This window comes from Pseudomonas sp. TREG-RG-20F-10-E-6-01 (assembly GCF_022662455.1).
Classification (GTDB): domain Bacteria; phylum Pseudomonadota; class Gammaproteobacteria; order Pseudomonadales; family Pseudomonadaceae; genus Aquipseudomonas.
Genome location: NZ_JAKNQP010000014.1, coordinates 12,686 through 28,663 on the forward strand (window position 1 = coordinate 12,686; position 15,978 = coordinate 28,663).

Annotated in this window: 16 protein-coding genes; 3 read left to right on the forward strand and 13 right to left on the reverse strand. The window is 59.1% G+C overall.

Translation table 11 applies throughout. The features are described 5' to 3' along the window. Nucleotides 1–37 precede the first annotated feature (37 nt). The 3 genes from L8K08_RS26285 to L8K08_RS26295 all read left to right on the forward strand — a co-directional run bounded on the left by L8K08_RS26285 (nt 38) and on the right by L8K08_RS26295 (nt 2,356). Nucleotides 38–1,285, forward strand: coding sequence for an aspartate aminotransferase family protein (locus L8K08_RS26285; RefSeq protein ID WP_242201065.1), 1,248 nt, complete (start codon nt 38–40; stop codon nt 1,283–1,285). A 27-nt stretch (nt 1,286–1,312) separates the two neighbouring features. Beyond that, nucleotides 1,313–1,570 (forward strand): hypothetical protein, encoded by a 258-nt coding sequence (locus L8K08_RS26290; protein WP_242201067.1) that lies wholly within the window; start codon nt 1,313–1,315, stop codon nt 1,568–1,570. Between the two features lie 69 nt (nt 1,571–1,639). Then, nucleotides 1,640–2,356 (forward strand): hypothetical protein, encoded by a 717-nt coding sequence (locus L8K08_RS26295; RefSeq protein WP_145164252.1) that lies wholly within the window; start codon nt 1,640–1,642, stop codon nt 2,354–2,356. Here L8K08_RS26295 and L8K08_RS26300 read toward each other — a convergent pair. The 13 genes from L8K08_RS26300 to cyoA all read right to left on the reverse strand — a co-directional run bounded on the left by L8K08_RS26300 (nt 2,343) and on the right by cyoA (nt 15,964). After that, a complete protein-coding gene (locus L8K08_RS26300; RefSeq protein ID WP_242201068.1) occupies nt 2,343–3,470 on the reverse strand; it encodes an aminotransferase class V-fold PLP-dependent enzyme in 1,128 nt (375 codons plus the stop codon). The genes L8K08_RS26295 and L8K08_RS26300 overlap by 14 nt on opposite strands. Nucleotide 3,471: 1 nt before the next feature. Beyond that, nucleotides 3,472–4,674, reverse strand: a complete 1,203-nt coding sequence (locus L8K08_RS26305; RefSeq protein ID WP_106578240.1) for an MFS transporter — start codon at nt 4,672–4,674, stop codon at nt 3,472–3,474. Beyond that, a complete protein-coding gene (locus L8K08_RS26310) occupies nt 4,674–5,924 on the reverse strand; it encodes an ATP-grasp domain-containing protein (protein ID WP_106578239.1) in 1,251 nt (416 codons plus the stop codon). Before L8K08_RS26310 ends, L8K08_RS26305 begins: the two co-directional genes overlap by 1 nt. A 13-nt stretch (nt 5,925–5,937) precedes the next feature. Next, nucleotides 5,938–6,909 carry a proline dehydrogenase family protein gene (locus L8K08_RS26315; RefSeq protein ID WP_242201071.1) on the reverse strand — a complete coding sequence of 324 codons (972 nt, stop codon included), beginning with the start codon at nt 6,907–6,909 and terminating at the stop codon, nt 5,938–5,940. Nucleotides 6,910–6,913: 4 nt separating this feature from the next. After that, on the reverse strand, nt 6,914–7,984 hold the full coding sequence (locus tag L8K08_RS26320; protein WP_242201073.1) for a fatty acid desaturase family protein: 1,071 nt from the start codon (nt 7,982–7,984) through the stop codon (nt 6,914–6,916). Between the two features lie 250 nt (nt 7,985–8,234). Beyond that, nucleotides 8,235–8,951, reverse strand: coding sequence for a LuxR family transcriptional regulator (locus L8K08_RS26325; RefSeq protein WP_242201075.1), 717 nt, complete (start codon nt 8,949–8,951; stop codon nt 8,235–8,237). Nucleotides 8,952–9,165: 214 nt separating this feature from the next. Beyond that, nucleotides 9,166–10,251: a pyridoxal phosphate-dependent aminotransferase gene (locus L8K08_RS26330; protein ID WP_242201078.1), complete on the reverse strand. Its 1,086-nt coding sequence runs from the start codon at nt 10,249–10,251 to the stop codon at nt 9,166–9,168. 77 nt (nt 10,252–10,328) lie between these two features. After that, entirely contained in the window at nt 10,329–11,027 is a 699-nt protein-coding gene (gene queC / locus L8K08_RS26335) for a 7-cyano-7-deazaguanine synthase QueC (protein ID WP_106578234.1), read from the reverse strand. Nucleotides 11,028–11,130: 103 nt separating this feature from the next. Further along, the gene (gene cyoE, locus L8K08_RS26340; RefSeq protein ID WP_106578233.1) at nt 11,131–12,018 is read right to left on the reverse strand and encodes a heme o synthase; all 888 of its coding nucleotides are present in this window, start codon (nt 12,016–12,018) and stop codon (nt 11,131–11,133) included. Nucleotides 12,019–12,029: 11 nt separating this feature from the next. Further along, nucleotides 12,030–12,371, reverse strand: a complete 342-nt coding sequence (cyoD, locus tag L8K08_RS26345; RefSeq protein WP_010206434.1) for a cytochrome o ubiquinol oxidase subunit IV — start codon at nt 12,369–12,371, stop codon at nt 12,030–12,032. Beyond that, entirely contained in the window at nt 12,371–12,997 is a 627-nt protein-coding gene (locus tag L8K08_RS26350; RefSeq protein ID WP_056858318.1) for a cytochrome o ubiquinol oxidase subunit III, read from the reverse strand. Before L8K08_RS26350 ends, cyoD begins: the two co-directional genes overlap by 1 nt. A gap of 3 nt (nt 12,998–13,000) precedes the next feature. Continuing rightward, nucleotides 13,001–15,019 carry a cytochrome o ubiquinol oxidase subunit I gene (gene cyoB / locus L8K08_RS26355; protein ID WP_145164269.1) on the reverse strand — a complete coding sequence of 673 codons (2,019 nt, stop codon included), beginning with the start codon at nt 15,017–15,019 and terminating at the stop codon, nt 13,001–13,003. A 3-nt stretch (nt 15,020–15,022) separates the two neighbouring features. Further along, complete coding sequence (gene cyoA / locus L8K08_RS26360) at nt 15,023–15,964, reverse strand: ubiquinol oxidase subunit II (protein ID WP_119736759.1); 942 nt, start codon at nt 15,962–15,964, stop codon at nt 15,023–15,025. Between the last annotated feature and the right edge of the window lie 14 nt (nt 15,965–15,978).

Below are 15,978 nucleotides of genomic sequence, written 5' to 3' on the forward strand. Positions count from 1 at the left end.
GATAAAAAGACGCCCGCCATTGCCGAGTCCGAGATTCATGAGCCGCGAAACCATCAGCCAGTCGATTTCCATCGTCCACCCCATCAGCCTCAGCCACGGCAAAAACGCCGAGGTCTGGGACACCACGGGCAAGCGCTACATCGATTTTGTCGGCGGCATCGGCGTGCTCAACCTTGGGCATTGCCACCCCGGCGTGGTCGAGGCGATTCGGGAGCAGGCCACCAAACTGACCCACTACGCGTTCAACGCCGCACCTCACGCGCCCTACATCGAACTGATGGACCGTCTTACCGCGTTTATGCCGGTGGATTACCCGGTGAGCGGCATGCTCACCAACAGCGGTGCGGAAGCGGCGGAAAACGCGTTGAAGATTGTGCGCGGCGCCACCGGCCGCACGGCGGTGATCGCGTTTGACGGTGCCTTTCACGGCCGTACCCTGGCCACGCTCAACCTCAATGGCAAGGTAGCGCCCTACAAGCAAAAGGTCGGCGTATTGCCTGGGCCGGTGTACCACCTGCCCTACCCCAGCGCTGATAACGGCGTGAGTTGTACCGAAGCACTCAAGGCCATGGACCGCCTGTTCAGCGTGGAAATCGACGTTGAGGACGTGGCCTGTTTCATCATCGAACCCGTGCAGGGCGAAGGCGGTTTCCTGGCCCTGGACGTCGAATTCGCCCAGGCCTTGCGACGTTTCTGTGATGAGAAAAACATCCTGCTGATCGCCGACGAAATCCAGTCCGGCTTCGGGCGCACCGGCCAGCGCTTCGCCTTCTCGCGCCTTGGAATTGAGCCGGACTTGATCCTGCTCGGCAAAAGCATCGCCGGCGGCGTGCCATTGGGCGCGGTGGTCGGCCGCAAAGCCTTGCTCGACACCTTGCCCAAAGGCGGCCTGGGCGGCACCTACTCCGGCAACCCGATTGCGTGCGCGGCCGCGTTGGCCACGCTGGACGCGATGACGGACGCACACCTGAAAACCTGGGGTTCACACCAGGCCGAAGCCATCGTCAGCCGTTATGAACAATGGCGTGCGCAAGGTGTGCCCTATCTGGGTCGCCTGACCGGCGTCGGTGCCATGCGCGGCATCGAGCTGGCCAATGCCGACGGCACGCCCGCGTCCAGGCAACTGACCCAACTGCTGAGCCTGGCGCGGGACGCGGGGCTGCTGCTGATGCCCAGCGGTAAATCGCGACACATCATCCGCCTGCTGGCACCGCTGACCACCGAGCCTGCGGTGCTGGAGGAAGGCCTGGATATCCTCGAGGCCTGTCTCAAGCAGCTGACTTAGTAGCGCGCGTCGGCGGGCTTGCCGCCGTTGGGCCAGTCTCTGACCTTGTCCGGGAAATCCGGGCGCGGTTGGCCGGAGAAATACGCCGCGACGTTGTTCTTCGCGGTGAAGTACTACTTCAGCTACCAGCAGGCGACGCATCCGCTGTTTTTGAACACGCCAGCGATGCCGGTGGCGGTGGGCGGTGTGTCGGGATTTACCGTTGGTCTGTTCTGTGGACGCGCCCTGCGGCTGCAGCGGGCGCTGACGGTGTTGCGCCGCGACAAGGGCATTGTGCTGCCTTGACCTGATCACCCTCCCCGCTGAAAATGCGCGACGCTTTTTTGTCCCGTTTACTGAAGTAGTGAAATTTCAATGTCCGATTCTTACACCGAACACTCCACCGAAGAATCCGTAACAGCCCTGCAGTCCAAAGCTGAATACGAAAACGCCATCAATCTTTCACAGCATGTGCCTGCGGCCAAGATCATCAGCGAGATGGTGCTGGACGCATTCCACACTTCCAAGGAAAGCGACCAGATCCGCGAATTGCGCGTGGCCATCCGCCAGGCCCACGACGCCTTCGACGACGACAAGGCCTACGACCTGATGGGCCAGCTCAAGCAACTCAAGGATGCCGAGGCCGCCGACAACATCGCCCTGGAGGACCTCAGCAGCAAGTTCTCGATCAGCCGCATTCTGTCCAGCTTCAAGGACGATCCCGAGTTCCAGGAACTGGTCTATGGCCTGGCCCTGAAGGTGCTGAACCAGTCTCACCAGGCCATCAGCAACCCCAGCGCCGGCAAGAGCAAGGCAGCACGCGCGAAGAAGGAAGCCGAAGTGTTTGTGATCAGCAAGGATGGCATCAGCGTCACCCTGCCACTGCGTACACCTCGCTCCAAGTTGAACGTTGACCGTGAGGCGCTGGAATTCCTGGGCTTTACGTTCGTGGGTGAAGGCAACGAGGCGGAACTGGAAACTGAAACCTTCGTCGACAACAGCGGCGTAGAGCAGCCGGTCACGCGCAAAAGCATCGTGACCGCGCTGCAACAACAAAGCGCCTTTGACGGTTACGCCATCACTGCGCAATAAGTGCGCGCAGGGTCACCAGGGCCTGCTCAACCTGGGCCTGGGTGACATGCCGGCCCACCGAGGCGCGCACGAAATGCGTCGCGCCGAGGTCCTTCAACAGCAGCGGCGTATGGGCGGCCGTGCCCGCCCACAGGTTGAGCCCCAGCTCGCGGGCCTGGCCGACAAACGCCTTGGCCGACAGGTTGTGCGGCACGAACGAGACAATCCCGGTCTGCTGGAACTGATCACACAGCAGCGTCAACTGCGGCAGGCGCCGTAGCTCCTGCGCCAGCAGCGCGTAGGGCTCGGTGCTCACCTTTGCTGCGACCTGCGCGTATTCACTCAACGCGGTGTGCAACCCCACCAACGCTGAAAAGCTCTTTTCTGCAATTTCCAGCACCCGAGCCCCGGACACCTCGATCCGGTTGACCTGGCCATCCGTGCTGGCCGCGTGCAAGTCAGCGAAATTCAACACCAACTGGCTGAGCAGGCGTGGCGACACGTAGGCGATCCCACTGCCACGCGGCCCACAGAGAAACTTGCGGCCCGCGCCGGTCAACAAATCACAATGGATATCCCGCACGTCCAGCGGCAATTGCCCCAGCGACTGGCACGCGTCTACCACATACAGCGTGTTCGTCTCTTTAAGCAGCGCGCCCAAGGCTTCCACCGGGTTGATCACGCCGCAGCACGACGGCAAGTGCGACACGCTGACCAGGAACACATCGTCGTCCAGATGACGTCGCACCCATTCCAGGTCCAGCGGGCTGGTGGCGGTGGTCGGGATCACTTCAACGCGAATATCGCGCGACAGCTTGAGGTAGTTGAAAAAGATCAGGTTCGCGGCGTACTCCGAGGTCGACACCCACACGCGCTTACCAAGGGGAAATTTCAGTTTGCCGAGGATGCTGGTCCAGGCTTCGGTGGCACTGCTGAAAAAACCGATGTCCGCAGGCTGTGCATTCAAGAGCCCGGCTGCCGCCCGATACAGGTCGACGTTGAGCAACTCGTCGTAGGCCAGCTCGGTCTCATAACTGCCCATCTGGGCTTCGATGGCCGTGAAGCGCTGGATCGCGTTCAGGGTGGCCGATGACATCAGGCCGGCACCGGCAGTGTTCAAATGCACGATATTCATTTCACGCTTCCTTGTTCCACAAAAGTGTCGAGCTTTTCATCACGCCCACCGCCACCGCGAACAGCAGCAATACGGTGCCGGCCAGCAGCCACGGCGAAGGCAAGGACGGCTGGGACACCAACATGAACGCCAGCGACGGGGTGATCATGACCCCGATATTGACGCCCGCCGAGTAGTAACCGAGGTTGCGGTCCACGGTATGGCGACTGGAAATACTGCTGACGTAGTGGGTGATACCGGGAAACACGATCATTTCGCCCAGGCTCCAGAGCACAGTGGCCACCAGCAGCAACGCGCCGATGTGACTGAACCCCATCAGGAAAAACCCCACGCCGGCCACCAGGAAACCGGCCACCAACGAGCGGCTGCTCGACAGGTGCGACATGCGTTGGTTGATCGGCACCTCGAACAGAATCACCAACAATGCATTGATAAAGAAAATGATGCCGACGTAGTAAGCCGGCAACTCGGTGTAATTGATGATGTAGGCCGACAGGAACGTCGGCGGCAACGCGTAGGCGATGTGCACCGGCAATGCCGCCAACAGGATCACCAGCAGTCGCGACCGCTCATGCGGCGCGCTCTCCGGCAAGCCATTGCCCTTGCCGGCGAGCGTGGTCACCGGCGCCACCGGAACCGCGCGTCCAAACCGCAGGCAGGCGACGAACGAGACCAACGACAACGCAGCGTTGAGGTAGAACACCGCGTCGGCGTTGCTGAGGAAAATCAGACTGCCCAACAGTGGCCCGATGGCCATGCCGATGTTGATGGCCAGACGGTTGCAGGAGAACGCCACTTTGCGCGTCTCACTGCTGCTGTGGGTGACGGTTTCGGAGAACGTCGCCGGCGTGAACGCCTCGTAACAGGCGCCCCACAGAAACGACAACACAAACAGCGCGGCCGTGTTGTCCACTGAAGGAATGATCAGCAACAGCACGGCATTGAGCAGCAACGAACCGAGGATCACCCGGTTGGCGGAAAACCGCTTGATCACCGCGCCGATGATCAAGTCCACAAACAGCGCACCCGCGCCGTACACCCCGACCAGCAAGCCAGCCGTGCCCGCCGACACGGCGTGCTGATGAATCAGGTACGCCGCATAGAAAGGGAACGCCATGGTGCCCATGCGGAACACCAGGGTAATCAGGAACAGCGACTGCAACCGACCGTTGAGCCCGCGTAACGCGCGATAGGTGCCCATCATCAGCGGATCACGTAAACGTTGTCTTTGTACTGGCGGATCTGCTCGTAGTCCTTGTCGATATCGCGCTGGTTTTCCGATACCAGGAACACGCGCAGCGGGCTGCTGAGCAGGTCCACGGTCTTTTTCATCAACTTGCCAGCCTTGTATTTGACACTCAGTTTATGCACCGAGGGCAATGCCTCGATCAGGTGGATGGCGGCGTCATTGAAGCCGGTGACCTCACCTTGCAAGGTGGTATCGGTATTGATCACACAGGCTTCCTTGAGCTTGTGGTAGCGCTTGCCGGCATAACCGGCTTTGAACGCCTCACCGTCGCAGTACGCCAGGTAGGTGAGCTGCGCCTGGTTGCCGCCCAGGCTGATGTCATGGAACCTGGGTTCCATGTTGCCATTCAAGCGTGCGCCTACTTCCACCAGCGCAGGGCCGGCCTCGGTGAGGATCACTTCCGAGTGGGCCGGGCCGTTGTTGATTCCCAGCGCCTTGAGCACTTGCACGATGTAGTCCACCAGCACGTTGGCCTCGGCGCTGTCCGGAGCAATCAGCACGTCGCGGTCGTAGATGTTCTTGCCACCGCTGATCTCGCGCTTCACATAGCGCCAGATACCGCAGACATAGGTCTGCCCGTCACGGCTGACCGTGTCGACGATGTACTCCGGGCCCTTGAGGTAGGACTGACAAAGAATTTCGGTATTGGCCAGGCCGAAGATATCCAGGTTGGACACCACTTCCTCGCAGGCGCGTTTCACGTCGTCGACGTTGTGGCAGATCGACACGCCGTCGGTTGAGGCCGAGCTCAGCGGCTTGATCACGCAAGGGAACACTTGGCCGTCCTGCACCCAGGCCAGCAGCTCGGCAGGGTCGGCGGACTTGATTTGCCGCGCGGTCAGCAGGCCGGCGGCGGCCACTTTGCTGATCATCTCGAACTTGTCGCGACGTGCCCGGGAACCGGCACTGCCGTTGGAAGACGGCAGTTGCAGCTGTTCGCTCAAGTAGTCAGCGAACGGCACGCCGGGTTCCTGGCCGGCGATCACGGCAATCACGTTGAACTCACGCAGGCGACGCACAACGTCTTCGGGGTTGCCGTTGAAAATCAGGTTGTGCTCGAACTCCGAAAGGTTCGGCCCCAGCATGCTCGGCATCAGTTCCGGCGTGCTCTGCACATGGATCAGGCCGATGCCCGCCTCATGGAAGAACTGCGGCAGGAAGTTACCGCTCGAATAGACATCGACCAACGCGACGTACTGCTTCATGAGAATGTCCTTTTCAGTAGTGATTGGCGGTTTCGGAAGGCCGTGGCGAGGCCACGTCATCCAGCGCCAGAAAAATATTCTGTGGGAACTCGGCCACGCGGTGCAGCAGGTGCAGGTACCAGTTGGTGCCGTAGACCGCTGAAACACGCGTCTTGACCTGACCTTGGTCCTTGACCGCCTTGATCAGCTCGGGGCGCACACCGTGCAGCATCTCCAGCTCGCCTCGGCTGGCAATCCCGCTGGCGAGAATCTCCTTCACCAGCAGCGGGTCTTGGGTGGCGAACGCGTAGTTCGTGCTGGCGCCGTTGATGCGGTCCAACAGCCCCAGGTAACGCTCGTTCAGTTGCGCACCGCGCGGCAAGGCAATAGCAGCAGGCTCAGCATAGACGCCCTTGACCAGGCGCACTTTGCAGCCCGTTGCGAGGACTTCCCCCAGGTCATCGGGCGTACGGTTCAACTGCGCCTGCAGGGTGATACCCAAGTTGGCAAAACGCGCACTCAGGTGCATGAAGATATCCAGGATCGAGTCGGTCCACTGGGACCGCTCCATGCTGAGGATCACACCGACCTCCTTGTCGGCTGCATGGGCAAGGATCTTCGAGCAGTTCTCGATCGCCAGTTCACGGGAAATGATCGTGCCGACGTTGGACAGGTCAAAACCCAGCTGTGGTGGCTCGGCCAGTGTGGGGTGCAGCGCCATCAGGTCGATCAGCTTCAGGTATTCGTCGGTGGCCGTGGTCACCTCGGCCAGGGTGGTGGCCTCTTCACCGACGTATTCGACGCCGGTGCGATAGCCTTTGCCTTGCAGGGCGGCAAGCTTGTCGAGCATCTCCAGGCGGTCTTCGGAAATGATGTAGCGCAGGGCGGCCGGGCGCAGGAAGTCGCGCAGCGTGTCACTGGCCAGGAACAGGTCGCGGTACGTCTTGTTCGCCGCCAGTTTCTTCAGGGCCAGGGTCGCCAGCAGGCTGTTGTCGATGTCATTCATGGCGTTAAACCCCGTAGGCCTGGTTCAGCATCCGACGTGCGAAGCTCGATTCATCGGTGTGGTTGGCAATCTTGTGAGCACGAAACTTGGCCGCGTAACTGAGCATGGTTTCCTTGTGGCGGCCATGGCGGTCACGGGTAAAGATCCCCGCCCACAGGTTGTCCCAACGCGCGTATTCCGGGTGCGACATCAGCAGCTCGTGAGCCTTGCGCATGTTCCAGTGAGGAATGGCCGGGTGCAGGTGGTGCACGAGGTGGTAGTTGTCGTCATGGCGGCCGAAGAAGAAGTTCTCCAGGGCGTTGCCCTTGCGATTGCGGGTGAGCAGCAGCTTCTCGGTCTCAGCAGCCGGCAATGGGTAATGCTCGGCCAACTCGATGATCCAGCCCACGGCCACGGCAGTGGTGAACAGCGGCACCAGCCAGAACAGCAACAGTTGCGCGACAACACCGAACCAGGCGGCGACGGCGAAGATCACCGCCCAGTAAGCCCACAGCATGATGCGTTCGTTGCGGATGGTTTTGTCCGCACCCTGAGCTTTGACGCGGTCTTTGATGATGTACCGGATGTACTGCACGGTCCGGTAGCCGGACAGCGCCAGCAAAACGTTCTTGAGGAAGAACTCACGTTCACTTTGCTTGACGTCGTACAGGCCGCACTGCAGGTGGAAGGCGTAGTCAGGGTCTTTTTCCGGATCGCCCAGGTGCACGTGGTGATTCTTGATGTGCGACGTGCTGTAGGACTGATGCAGGTGGAAGATCAGGTAGCCGGAGAGAAACGTGCCGGAGATCCAATTGATCACGCGGTTCTTGGCCAGCATCTTGTGCGCTGACTCGTGCAGCACATTCGCCAGGGCGCGTTGCGTGGTGCCGATCAGAAACAGCGAAACCGGGTAGAACCAGTAGCTGATGCCCAAGGACAGGTAAATGGCAAAGGCAATGATTGCGTAATCCTTACCCAACGCGATGGCCCAGTGATAGTTATCTTTTTTGCACAGGTGCTTGAGCATTCCGAAGGTTTCACGGGAAATGCCCGCAGCGTATTCGCCAGCAGGTTCTTTGTTTTTATCGACCAGCATAATCACTCCATAATTAAGCGGCACGCTGCAACACCCGTCTCATTGCTGGGCAAAGGAATTTTTTCAGGTGGTGCGGCTATTGTTTTTTTTGCCTGAGCTAGACTCATCGGCTGCAAAAAAAACTAAAGCACCGCTCGATGGCGAACAAGCTGCCCTTTTAGACAGGTAGGCTGCGACGAGGCGCACGCGTAGACTCGCCGCTGAAAAATCACCGGCGAGCGTAGCGTTTATGAGGAGGGAAGCCTGTAGATCAGGCCTTTTCGCGGATGTACCCCAGGTTCAGGGCCTTGCGAATCGCCGACTTGCCGTTGGTGACGTCCAGCTTGCTGAAGATATTCTTCATATGAAACTTGACGGTACGCGGGCTCATTGAGGTCAGGACGGCTATTTCGTTGTAGGTCTTGCCCAGGCTGGTCCAGGACAACACTTCGGTTTCTCGTGGGGTCAGTACGGTTTCCTGTATCGGCGCAGGTGCGACCGTGGCGCAGCTTTCGAGGGCCTCGTCGTAGACCGAGACCAGCAGCATCTGCAGCTCACTTTTGTTGGCCAACACCGTGTCGCGAAACTGTTGGTCTTCACCGAAGCTGCACAGGTTGAGGATCGAGTAAAAGCCGCGGTTGCCATGCACGATAAAGCTCGCGCCCTCGCCCACCGGTGCACAGGGCCCAGGCACCGGCACCGCTTCTGCGGCAGGCGCGAGGATGTTTTCATCGCTCCAGAAAAAAGGTTTGACCCGCTCCTTGGACAAGGACAGCAGTTGGCCACGCTGGTAAAAATCGTCCGCCGAGTCGGAGCGGTCCAGCGCGTCGGGGTAATTGGTGATGATCTCTGCTTCATCCAGTGTCGGCCCACACTGATACACCTCGAAGTGCCCCAGGCCGCGCCGGGTCAGTTCGGCATCGAGCAATTGGCGCACATCGGCGGGCTGTATGGACATGGTGTTGCTGGATTGGCCATCGCTTCGCATGAATATCGTCCCTGATGAGTGACAACGTATGAGGCTAATGCTCTGACGGGAACGCTTCAATCCCGAAGCCTCTGGTCAGAGTCGACCCATACTGTAGGAAATATCTCTACACAAAGACAAGAATGAAACATGCCGTACAGGCCTTGTCCAGTGCTTCCTGGGCCGAGCCGACCATCAGCACGCAGTGGCCATTTGCGCTGCCGAGCGCCCAGGCTCAGGCCATCTGCGCCGCAAATACTTCGCGAAACCGCTGCATCTCCTGCTGACTGCCCACCGTCACACGTACCCATTGCGGCCAGTCTTTCCAGACCCGCCCGATCAACACATTGTGTGCTGCGAGCTTTTCGATGACCTGCTGGGCCGGTTGCTTCACGTCGATCATGAAGCAGTTGCTGTGCGACGCGGTGCAGGCAAACCCCCGCCCCTTCAGCCACGCCACGGTCTCATCACGTAACTGCGCGTTGAGCGCCTTGCGGTGGGGCAGCAGTTTGACGTCTTCCAGGCTCGCCCGGGCCCCGAGTAAAGTCGAGGCGGCTGGCACGTTGTCGCCGCCAAACACCGCCAGCCGTGCCAGCAGCGCGGGGTGGCCAATCGCCAAGCCCAGGCGTGCGCCGGCCATGCCGTAGATTTTCGAGAAGGTGCGCAGCACCAGCAAATCGTCGTGGTCCTTGACCCAACTCACGCAGCTCGGGGCATCAGAGAAGTCGATGTACGCCTCGTCCACCACCAGCACGCTGCCTTTGGGCTTGTTCGCCAGCGCCTGGCGGATCGCCTCGGTTGGCGTCAGGGTGCCGGTAGGGTTGTTGGGATTGCACAGGTACAGCATGCCCGCCTGCGGATCGGCAGCAAGCATGGCCGGCACGTCGTGCGCATGCTCGGCATTGAGGCTCACTTCGCGCACCGGCGCCTTCCACGACTCAGCGGCCTGGCGCGGTACTTCGTAGGACGGTGTGGCCATCACCAGCCCGCGTGTTTGGCTGGTAAACGCCAGCACGGCGTAGCGCAGCGCGGCCATGGAGCCAGCAAACACGGCGACCTGTTCTTCGGCGATGCCCTGCTGCTGGGCAAACAGCCCAGCCAAGGCGTACATGTGGTCATAGGGATACCGCCCGGAGATGGCCACCCCACGCTGCATCGCCTCACGGGCAGCGCCTGAGGGGCCGTAGGGGCTTTCGTTGTAATTGAGCCGCACCTTGTCAGCGGGTGACGGCGGCGGGCTGGCCAGCGCCCAATCCAGGCGCCCCAGCACCGGCAAGGCCGCGCCAAAGGCGAGAAGTGACCGACGACTTACGCTGACCATGGAACTACTCCTTGTAGTCGTGTGTTGGATTCGCACAGCACGTACAGAGGAGTATGACGAGGCAGGTGTGGGCTGATTTAGTTCAGCTGCAACTTCTGCTTGAGGCTGTGCATCACATCGGCCTTGTTCTGCAGGTAGTCATTCAGGCCGCGAGCCCGCAAGTTGCACGCATCACAGTTACCGCAACCGCTGCCGAGGATGCCGTTGTAGCAGGTCAGGGTCTGGTGCTGAACCAGGTCCAACTGATTATGGTAATCCGCCAGGGCCCAGGTTTCGGCCTTGTTCAGCCACATCAGCGGGGTGTCCAGGCGCAGCGTGTACTCCATGCCCAGTTCAAGCGCCTTGTTCAGCGCTTTGACGAACTCATCGCGGCAATCGGGATAGCCTGAGAAGTCGGTTTCGCACACCCCGGTAATGACGGTCTGCGCCTTTACCTGATAGGCGTAAATCGACGCCAGGGTCAGAAACAAAATATTGCGACCCGGCACAAAAGTGCTGGGCAGGCTGTCGCCTGAACTGTTCACGGTCGGCACCGGGATGTTGTCGCGGGTCAGGCTGCTGATGGCCAACTCGTTGAGCAGGGACACGTCCATGACTTTATGAACGGTAGCGCCCAACTGCTTGGCAAGCTTCTGGGCGACCTCGATTTCTGCCACATGGCGCTGGCCATAGTCGAAGGTAATGCAGTGCACTTCGTCATACAGCGGCAGTGCCTGGATCAGACAGGTCGTCGAGTCCTGCCCGCCACTGAATACGATAACGGCTTTTTTACTCATCGGTTTGCTTCCTGCATTTGTAGAATTCGGGAATAGTTTAAAGGCCACTCCATAAAAAACCCCGCGCTTCTTGCGAAGGCGGGGTTTTTTACTGCTCGATGACTCAGTGTGCGTAGGTCAGCAACAGCTCTTTCGGTACCTGGAAATCCAGGGACATCATCACGCTGAGCGCGGTGATGGTGAAGATCGAGAACACGAACAGCTTGCGCGCCCAGACGGTGTCATCCACCGCCTTGTAGCCGGTCCAGGCCATGTACAACCAGTACATGCCCATGGCGGCAGCGACGGCGAGGTAGCTCATGCCGGCATAGCCACTGAAGGTCAACATCAAGGTCGCCACGAGGAAGGCCAGGATGTAGAGCAGGATGTGTTTCTTGGCCACCTGGATGCCACGCTTGACCGGCAGAACCGGAATCGACGCAGCCAGGTAGTCATTGAAGCGGAAAATCGCGATGGCATAAGAGTGCGGCATCTGCCACAGGCTGAACATCACCAGCAGCACCAGCGCGGCCATGTCGAAGCTATTGGTCACAGCCACATAACCAATCACCGGCGGCATCGCCCCCGACAGACTGCCCACCAGCGTGCCGTGAACCGACTTGCGCTTGAGGTACAGGCTGTAAAGGCCGACGTAGATGACAAAGCCGATCACGGCAAACAGCGCCGCCAATGGGTTGGCCACCTTGTACAACAACACGACGCCGGCAACACCCAGGACGGTCGCGAACAGCAGTGCCAGTTTCAGGGAGATAAGGCCCTGGACCAGCACGCGGTTCTTGGTGCGTTCCATCTTGATATCGATGTCGCGGTCAATGCAGTTGTTGAATACACAACCGGAAGCTACCACCAGGGAGGTGCCGATCATTGCAGCCAGGAAGATGGCCAGATCGACATGTCCCTTGGAGGCCAGGAAGAAACCGCCTGCCACAGAAAGCACGTTACCGAAAATGATCCCCGGTTTGGTGATTTGGATAAAGTGCTTAAGCGACATCGGGTCTTACCTCACTTCGCCATCATGAACGTGTGGATGCTGAACATGATCCATATCGACAGACCAACCAGCAGCAGGATCACAAGGCCTGCGAACACAAACGCAATCACGTTATCGCGCTGCTCTTTGGAACGATCCAAGTGCAGGAAGTACACCAGGTGAACCAGAACCTGAATCACCGCGAAGGCCAGAACGATCATCAACGTGATGGACTTCGGCAGGGTCGGGTACATCACCAGACCAAACGGGATGAGCGTCAGGATTACCGACAGGATGAAGCCGATGGCGTACGACTTAACGCTGCCGTGGCTCGCATCATGGCTGTCATGGTCATGGGAGTGTGCATTAGCCATTACAGGGTCCCCATCAGGTAAACAACGGTGAAGACGCAGATCCAGACCACGTCCAGGAAGTGCCAGAACAGGCTCAGGCAGCTCAGGCGAGTCTTGTTGGTGTTGGTCAGGCCGTGTTTATTGACCTGATACATCATCACCGCCATCCACAGCAGGCCGGCAGATACGTGCAGACCGTGGGTGCCTACCAGCGTGAAGAACGCGGACAGGAAGCCGGAACGGTGCGGGCCGTAGCCTTCGGAGATCAGCAGGTGGAACTCGTTGATCTCCATGCCGATGAAGCCCAGGCCGAACAGGAAGGTCAGTGCCAACCAGCTCAGTACGCCTTTCTTGCTGCCCTTGTAGAAGGCCAGCATGGCGAAGCCGTAGGTGATCGAACTGAACAACAGCAAGGCGGTTTCGCCGAGCACGTAAGGCAGTTCGAAGATGTCGTGGCCCGACGGGCCACCCGCTACGTTGTTTACCAGTACCGCGTACACCGCGAAGATCGACGCAAACAAGATGCAGTCGGTCATCAGGTAGAGCCAGAAACCGAATACGGTCATTGGCCCCGAGTCGTGGTGATGGTCATCGTGCCCATGGTCATCGACATGGGCGTGTCCAGCATTGGTCACTAAGTTCGACATGGTTTAAGCCTGTTCCAACGAGGTTTCTACACGGTTGGCCGGGATTTTCTTCTCGGCTACCAGGCGAGCGTGTTGCTCGGCTTCGATGCGCTCGATCGTTTCGACCGGCACCATGTAGCCTTGATCATCACGGGCAGCGTGAATGATGAAGTAACCGATGGTGCCTGCCAGGCCCACGATTGCCAGCCACCAGATGTGCCAGATCATCGCGAAACCGAACACGGTCAACAGCGCACCCATCACCACGCCAGTGGCGGTGTTGTTCGGCATGTGGATCGGCTCGTAATGCTTGGGTTGCTGGTACGCAGTACCGTCTTCCTTCGCTTCGGTGAACGCATCGATCGTGTTCGCAGTAGGAATCACAGCGAAGTTGTAGAACGGAGGTGGCGACGAGGTCGACCATTCCAGGGTGTGGCCATTCCATGGGTCGCCGGATTCGCAAGCGTTCTGCTTACGGTCACGGATACTCACGTACAGCTGGATCAGCTGGCAGGCGATACCGGCAGCGATCATCAACGCACCGAACATGGCGACGTACAGGTACGGCACCCACTCAGGGTTGGTGGTGGCGTTCAGACGACGGGTCATGCCCATGAAGCCCAGTGCATAGAGCGGCATGAACGCGACGAAGAAGCCCGAGATCCAGAACCAGAATGCAGCCTTGCCCCAGCCTTCGTGCAGCTTGAAGCCGAACGCTTTCGGGAAGTAGAAGCTGAAACCAGCGATGTAACCGAATACAGCACCACCGATGATCACGTTGTGGAAGTGAGCGATCACGAACAGGCTGTTGTGCAGTACGAAGTCAGCACCCGGGATGGCCAGCAGTACGCCGGTCATGCCGCCGATGGCGAAGGTCACCATGAAGCCCAGGGTCCACAGAACCTGGCTGGTGATACGCAGACGGCCGTGGTAGATGGTGAATAGCCAGTTGAATAGCTTCACCCCCGTCGGGATGGAAATCAGCATCGTCGCCAGGCCGAAGAAGGCGTTGACGCTGGCCCCCGAGCCCATGGTGAAGAAGTGGTGCAGCCACACCATGAAGCCCAGTACAGAGATCGCGCCCGATGCGTAAACCATCGAGTGGTGACCGAACAGGCGCTTGCCGGTAAAGGTCGAGATCACTTCAGAGAAGATACCGAACGCTGGCAGGATCAGGATGTACACCTCAGGGTGACCCCATGCCCAGAACAGGTTCACGTACATCATCGGATTGCCACCAAGTTCATTGGTGAAAATGTGGAAATCCAGGTAACGGTCAAGCGACAGCAGCGCCATGGTAGCGGCCAGGATCGGGAACGAAGCCACGATCAGGACGTTGGCCCAGGTGCAGGTCCAGGTGAAGATCGGCATGTCCATCAGTTTCATGCCAGGGGCGCGCATTTTCAGGACGGTGGCCAGGAAGTTGACCCCCGTCAGTGTCGTCCCGAGTCCTGATAACTGTAGCGCCCAGATGTAGTAGTCCACACCCACGCCCGGACTGTACTGAATGCCCGACAGCGGCGGATACGCAACCCAACCGGTCTTGGCGAATTCGCCGACGCCCAGGGACAGGTTGATCAGTACCACGCCGGAAACCAGCAGCCAGAAGCTCAAGGAGTTCAGGAACGGATAGGCAACGTCACGCGCACCGATCTGCAGCGGCAAGGCAAGGTTCATCAAGCCGGTGAAGAATGGCATCGCCATGAAGATGATCATGATCACACCGTGAGCGGTGAAGATCTGGTCATAGTGTTCAGGCGGCAGGTAGCCAGGCGAACCCTCGGTGGCCATGGCCAACTGGGTACGCATCATGATGGCGTCGGCAAAACCACGCAGCAGCATGACCATGGCAACGATGACGTACATGACACCGATTTTTTTGTGGTCGACAGAGGTCAACCACTCGGTCCACAGGTACGTCCACTTCTTGAAATACGTGATTGCAGCAAACAGTGCCAGACCACCCAGCGCGATCATGGCGATGGTCACCATCACGATCGGCTCGTGGAACGGGACCGCATCCCAACTTAATTTACCAAACATCGTTTACTCCTCTGCCCCAGCAGTTGAATGCGAGCCCGTGTCAGAACCTTCAACCGCGGCCACTTCTTTCTTCTCGTGCTTGACCGGCTTGCCTGGTTTCATACCTTCGTACTTGTCGACGATTTTCTGAAACAGGTCCGGCGTGTACGCGGAGTACAGAGTGGCTGGGTTGTTCTGGCTTGGTTTGGCAAGAGCATCGTATTCAGCTTGATCAAGCTGTTTAGGTGCGGCCTTGACTTTGGCTACCCAGGCGTCGAAATCTTCCTGGCTCGTCGAGATCGCTTTGAATTTCATGCCGGTGAAGCCAGCGCCGCTATAGTTGGCGGAGATGCCTTCCATTTCAGCTTTCTGGTTGGCGATCAGGTGCAGCTTGGTCTGCATGCCTGCCATCGCGTAGATCTGGCCGCCCAGAGCAGGGATGAAGAACGAGTTCATCACAGCGTCGGAGGTGATCTTGAAGTTCAGCGGAGTGTGCTCCGGGAACTGGATTTCGTTAACAGTGGCGATACCCAGGTCCGGGTAGATGAACAGCCACTTCCAGTCCAGCGCGACAACTTCAATGTTGATCGGCTTGACGTCGGATTCCAGCGGACGGTACGGGTCCAGTGCGTGGGTGGACTTGTAGGTCACATAACCCAGGGCAATGATGATGAGGATCGGCACCAGCCACACTGCGATTTCGATCTTGGTGGAGTGCGACCACTTCGGCGCGTAGGTAGCGCTGGTGTTCGACGCGCGGTATTTCCAGGCGAAGGCGAAGGTCATGATGATCACGGGGACCACGACCAGCAGCATCAGCAGGGTGGCGGTGATGATCAGGTTTCGTTCATCCAGACCGACCTGTCCTTTTGGGTCGAGCAAGGTCCACTTGCAGCCTCCCAGCATTAACAACATGCCAAGCAGCGGCAAAAAGCCTAGTAATCGGGGGTACCTGTTTTTACTCATCTCACGACCTCTAA

Coding starts and splice junctions, on each gene's coding strand:
- L8K08_RS26285 (WP_242201065.1), top strand. CDS start 38: ATGAGCCGCGAAACCATCAGCCAGTCGATTTCCATCGTCCACCCCATC.
- cyoE (WP_106578233.1), bottom strand. CDS start 12,018: ATGTCGCTTAAGCACTTTATCCAAATCACCAAACCGGGGATCATTTTC.
- L8K08_RS26305 (WP_106578240.1), bottom strand. CDS start 4,674: ATGATGGGCACCTATCGCGCGTTACGCGGGCTCAACGGTCGGTTGCAG.
- cyoD (WP_010206434.1), bottom strand. CDS start 12,371: ATGGCTAATGCACACTCCCATGACCATGACAGCCATGATGCGAGCCAC.
- L8K08_RS26325 (WP_242201075.1), bottom strand. CDS start 8,951: ATGCGAAGCGATGGCCAATCCAGCAACACCATGTCCATACAGCCCGCC.
- L8K08_RS26330 (WP_242201078.1), bottom strand. CDS start 10,251: ATGGTCAGCGTAAGTCGTCGGTCACTTCTCGCCTTTGGCGCGGCCTTG.
- L8K08_RS26315 (WP_242201071.1), bottom strand. CDS start 6,909: ATGAATGACATCGACAACAGCCTGCTGGCGACCCTGGCCCTGAAGAAA.
- cyoB (WP_145164269.1), bottom strand. CDS start 15,019: ATGTTTGGTAAATTAAGTTGGGATGCGGTCCCGTTCCACGAGCCGATC.
- L8K08_RS26310 (WP_106578239.1), bottom strand. CDS start 5,924: ATGAAGCAGTACGTCGCGTTGGTCGATGTCTATTCGAGCGGTAACTTC.
- L8K08_RS26295 (WP_145164252.1), top strand. CDS start 1,640: ATGTCCGATTCTTACACCGAACACTCCACCGAAGAATCCGTAACAGCC.
- queC (WP_106578234.1), bottom strand. CDS start 11,027: ATGAGTAAAAAAGCCGTTATCGTATTCAGTGGCGGGCAGGACTCGACG.
- L8K08_RS26320 (WP_242201073.1), bottom strand. CDS start 7,984: ATGCTGGTCGATAAAAACAAAGAACCTGCTGGCGAATACGCTGCGGGC.
- L8K08_RS26350 (WP_056858318.1), bottom strand. CDS start 12,997: ATGTCGAACTTAGTGACCAATGCTGGACACGCCCATGTCGATGACCAT.
- cyoA (WP_119736759.1), bottom strand. CDS start 15,964: ATGAGTAAAAACAGGTACCCCCGATTACTAGGCTTTTTGCCGCTGCTT.
- L8K08_RS26300 (WP_242201068.1), bottom strand. CDS start 3,470: ATGAATATCGTGCATTTGAACACTGCCGGTGCCGGCCTGATGTCATCG.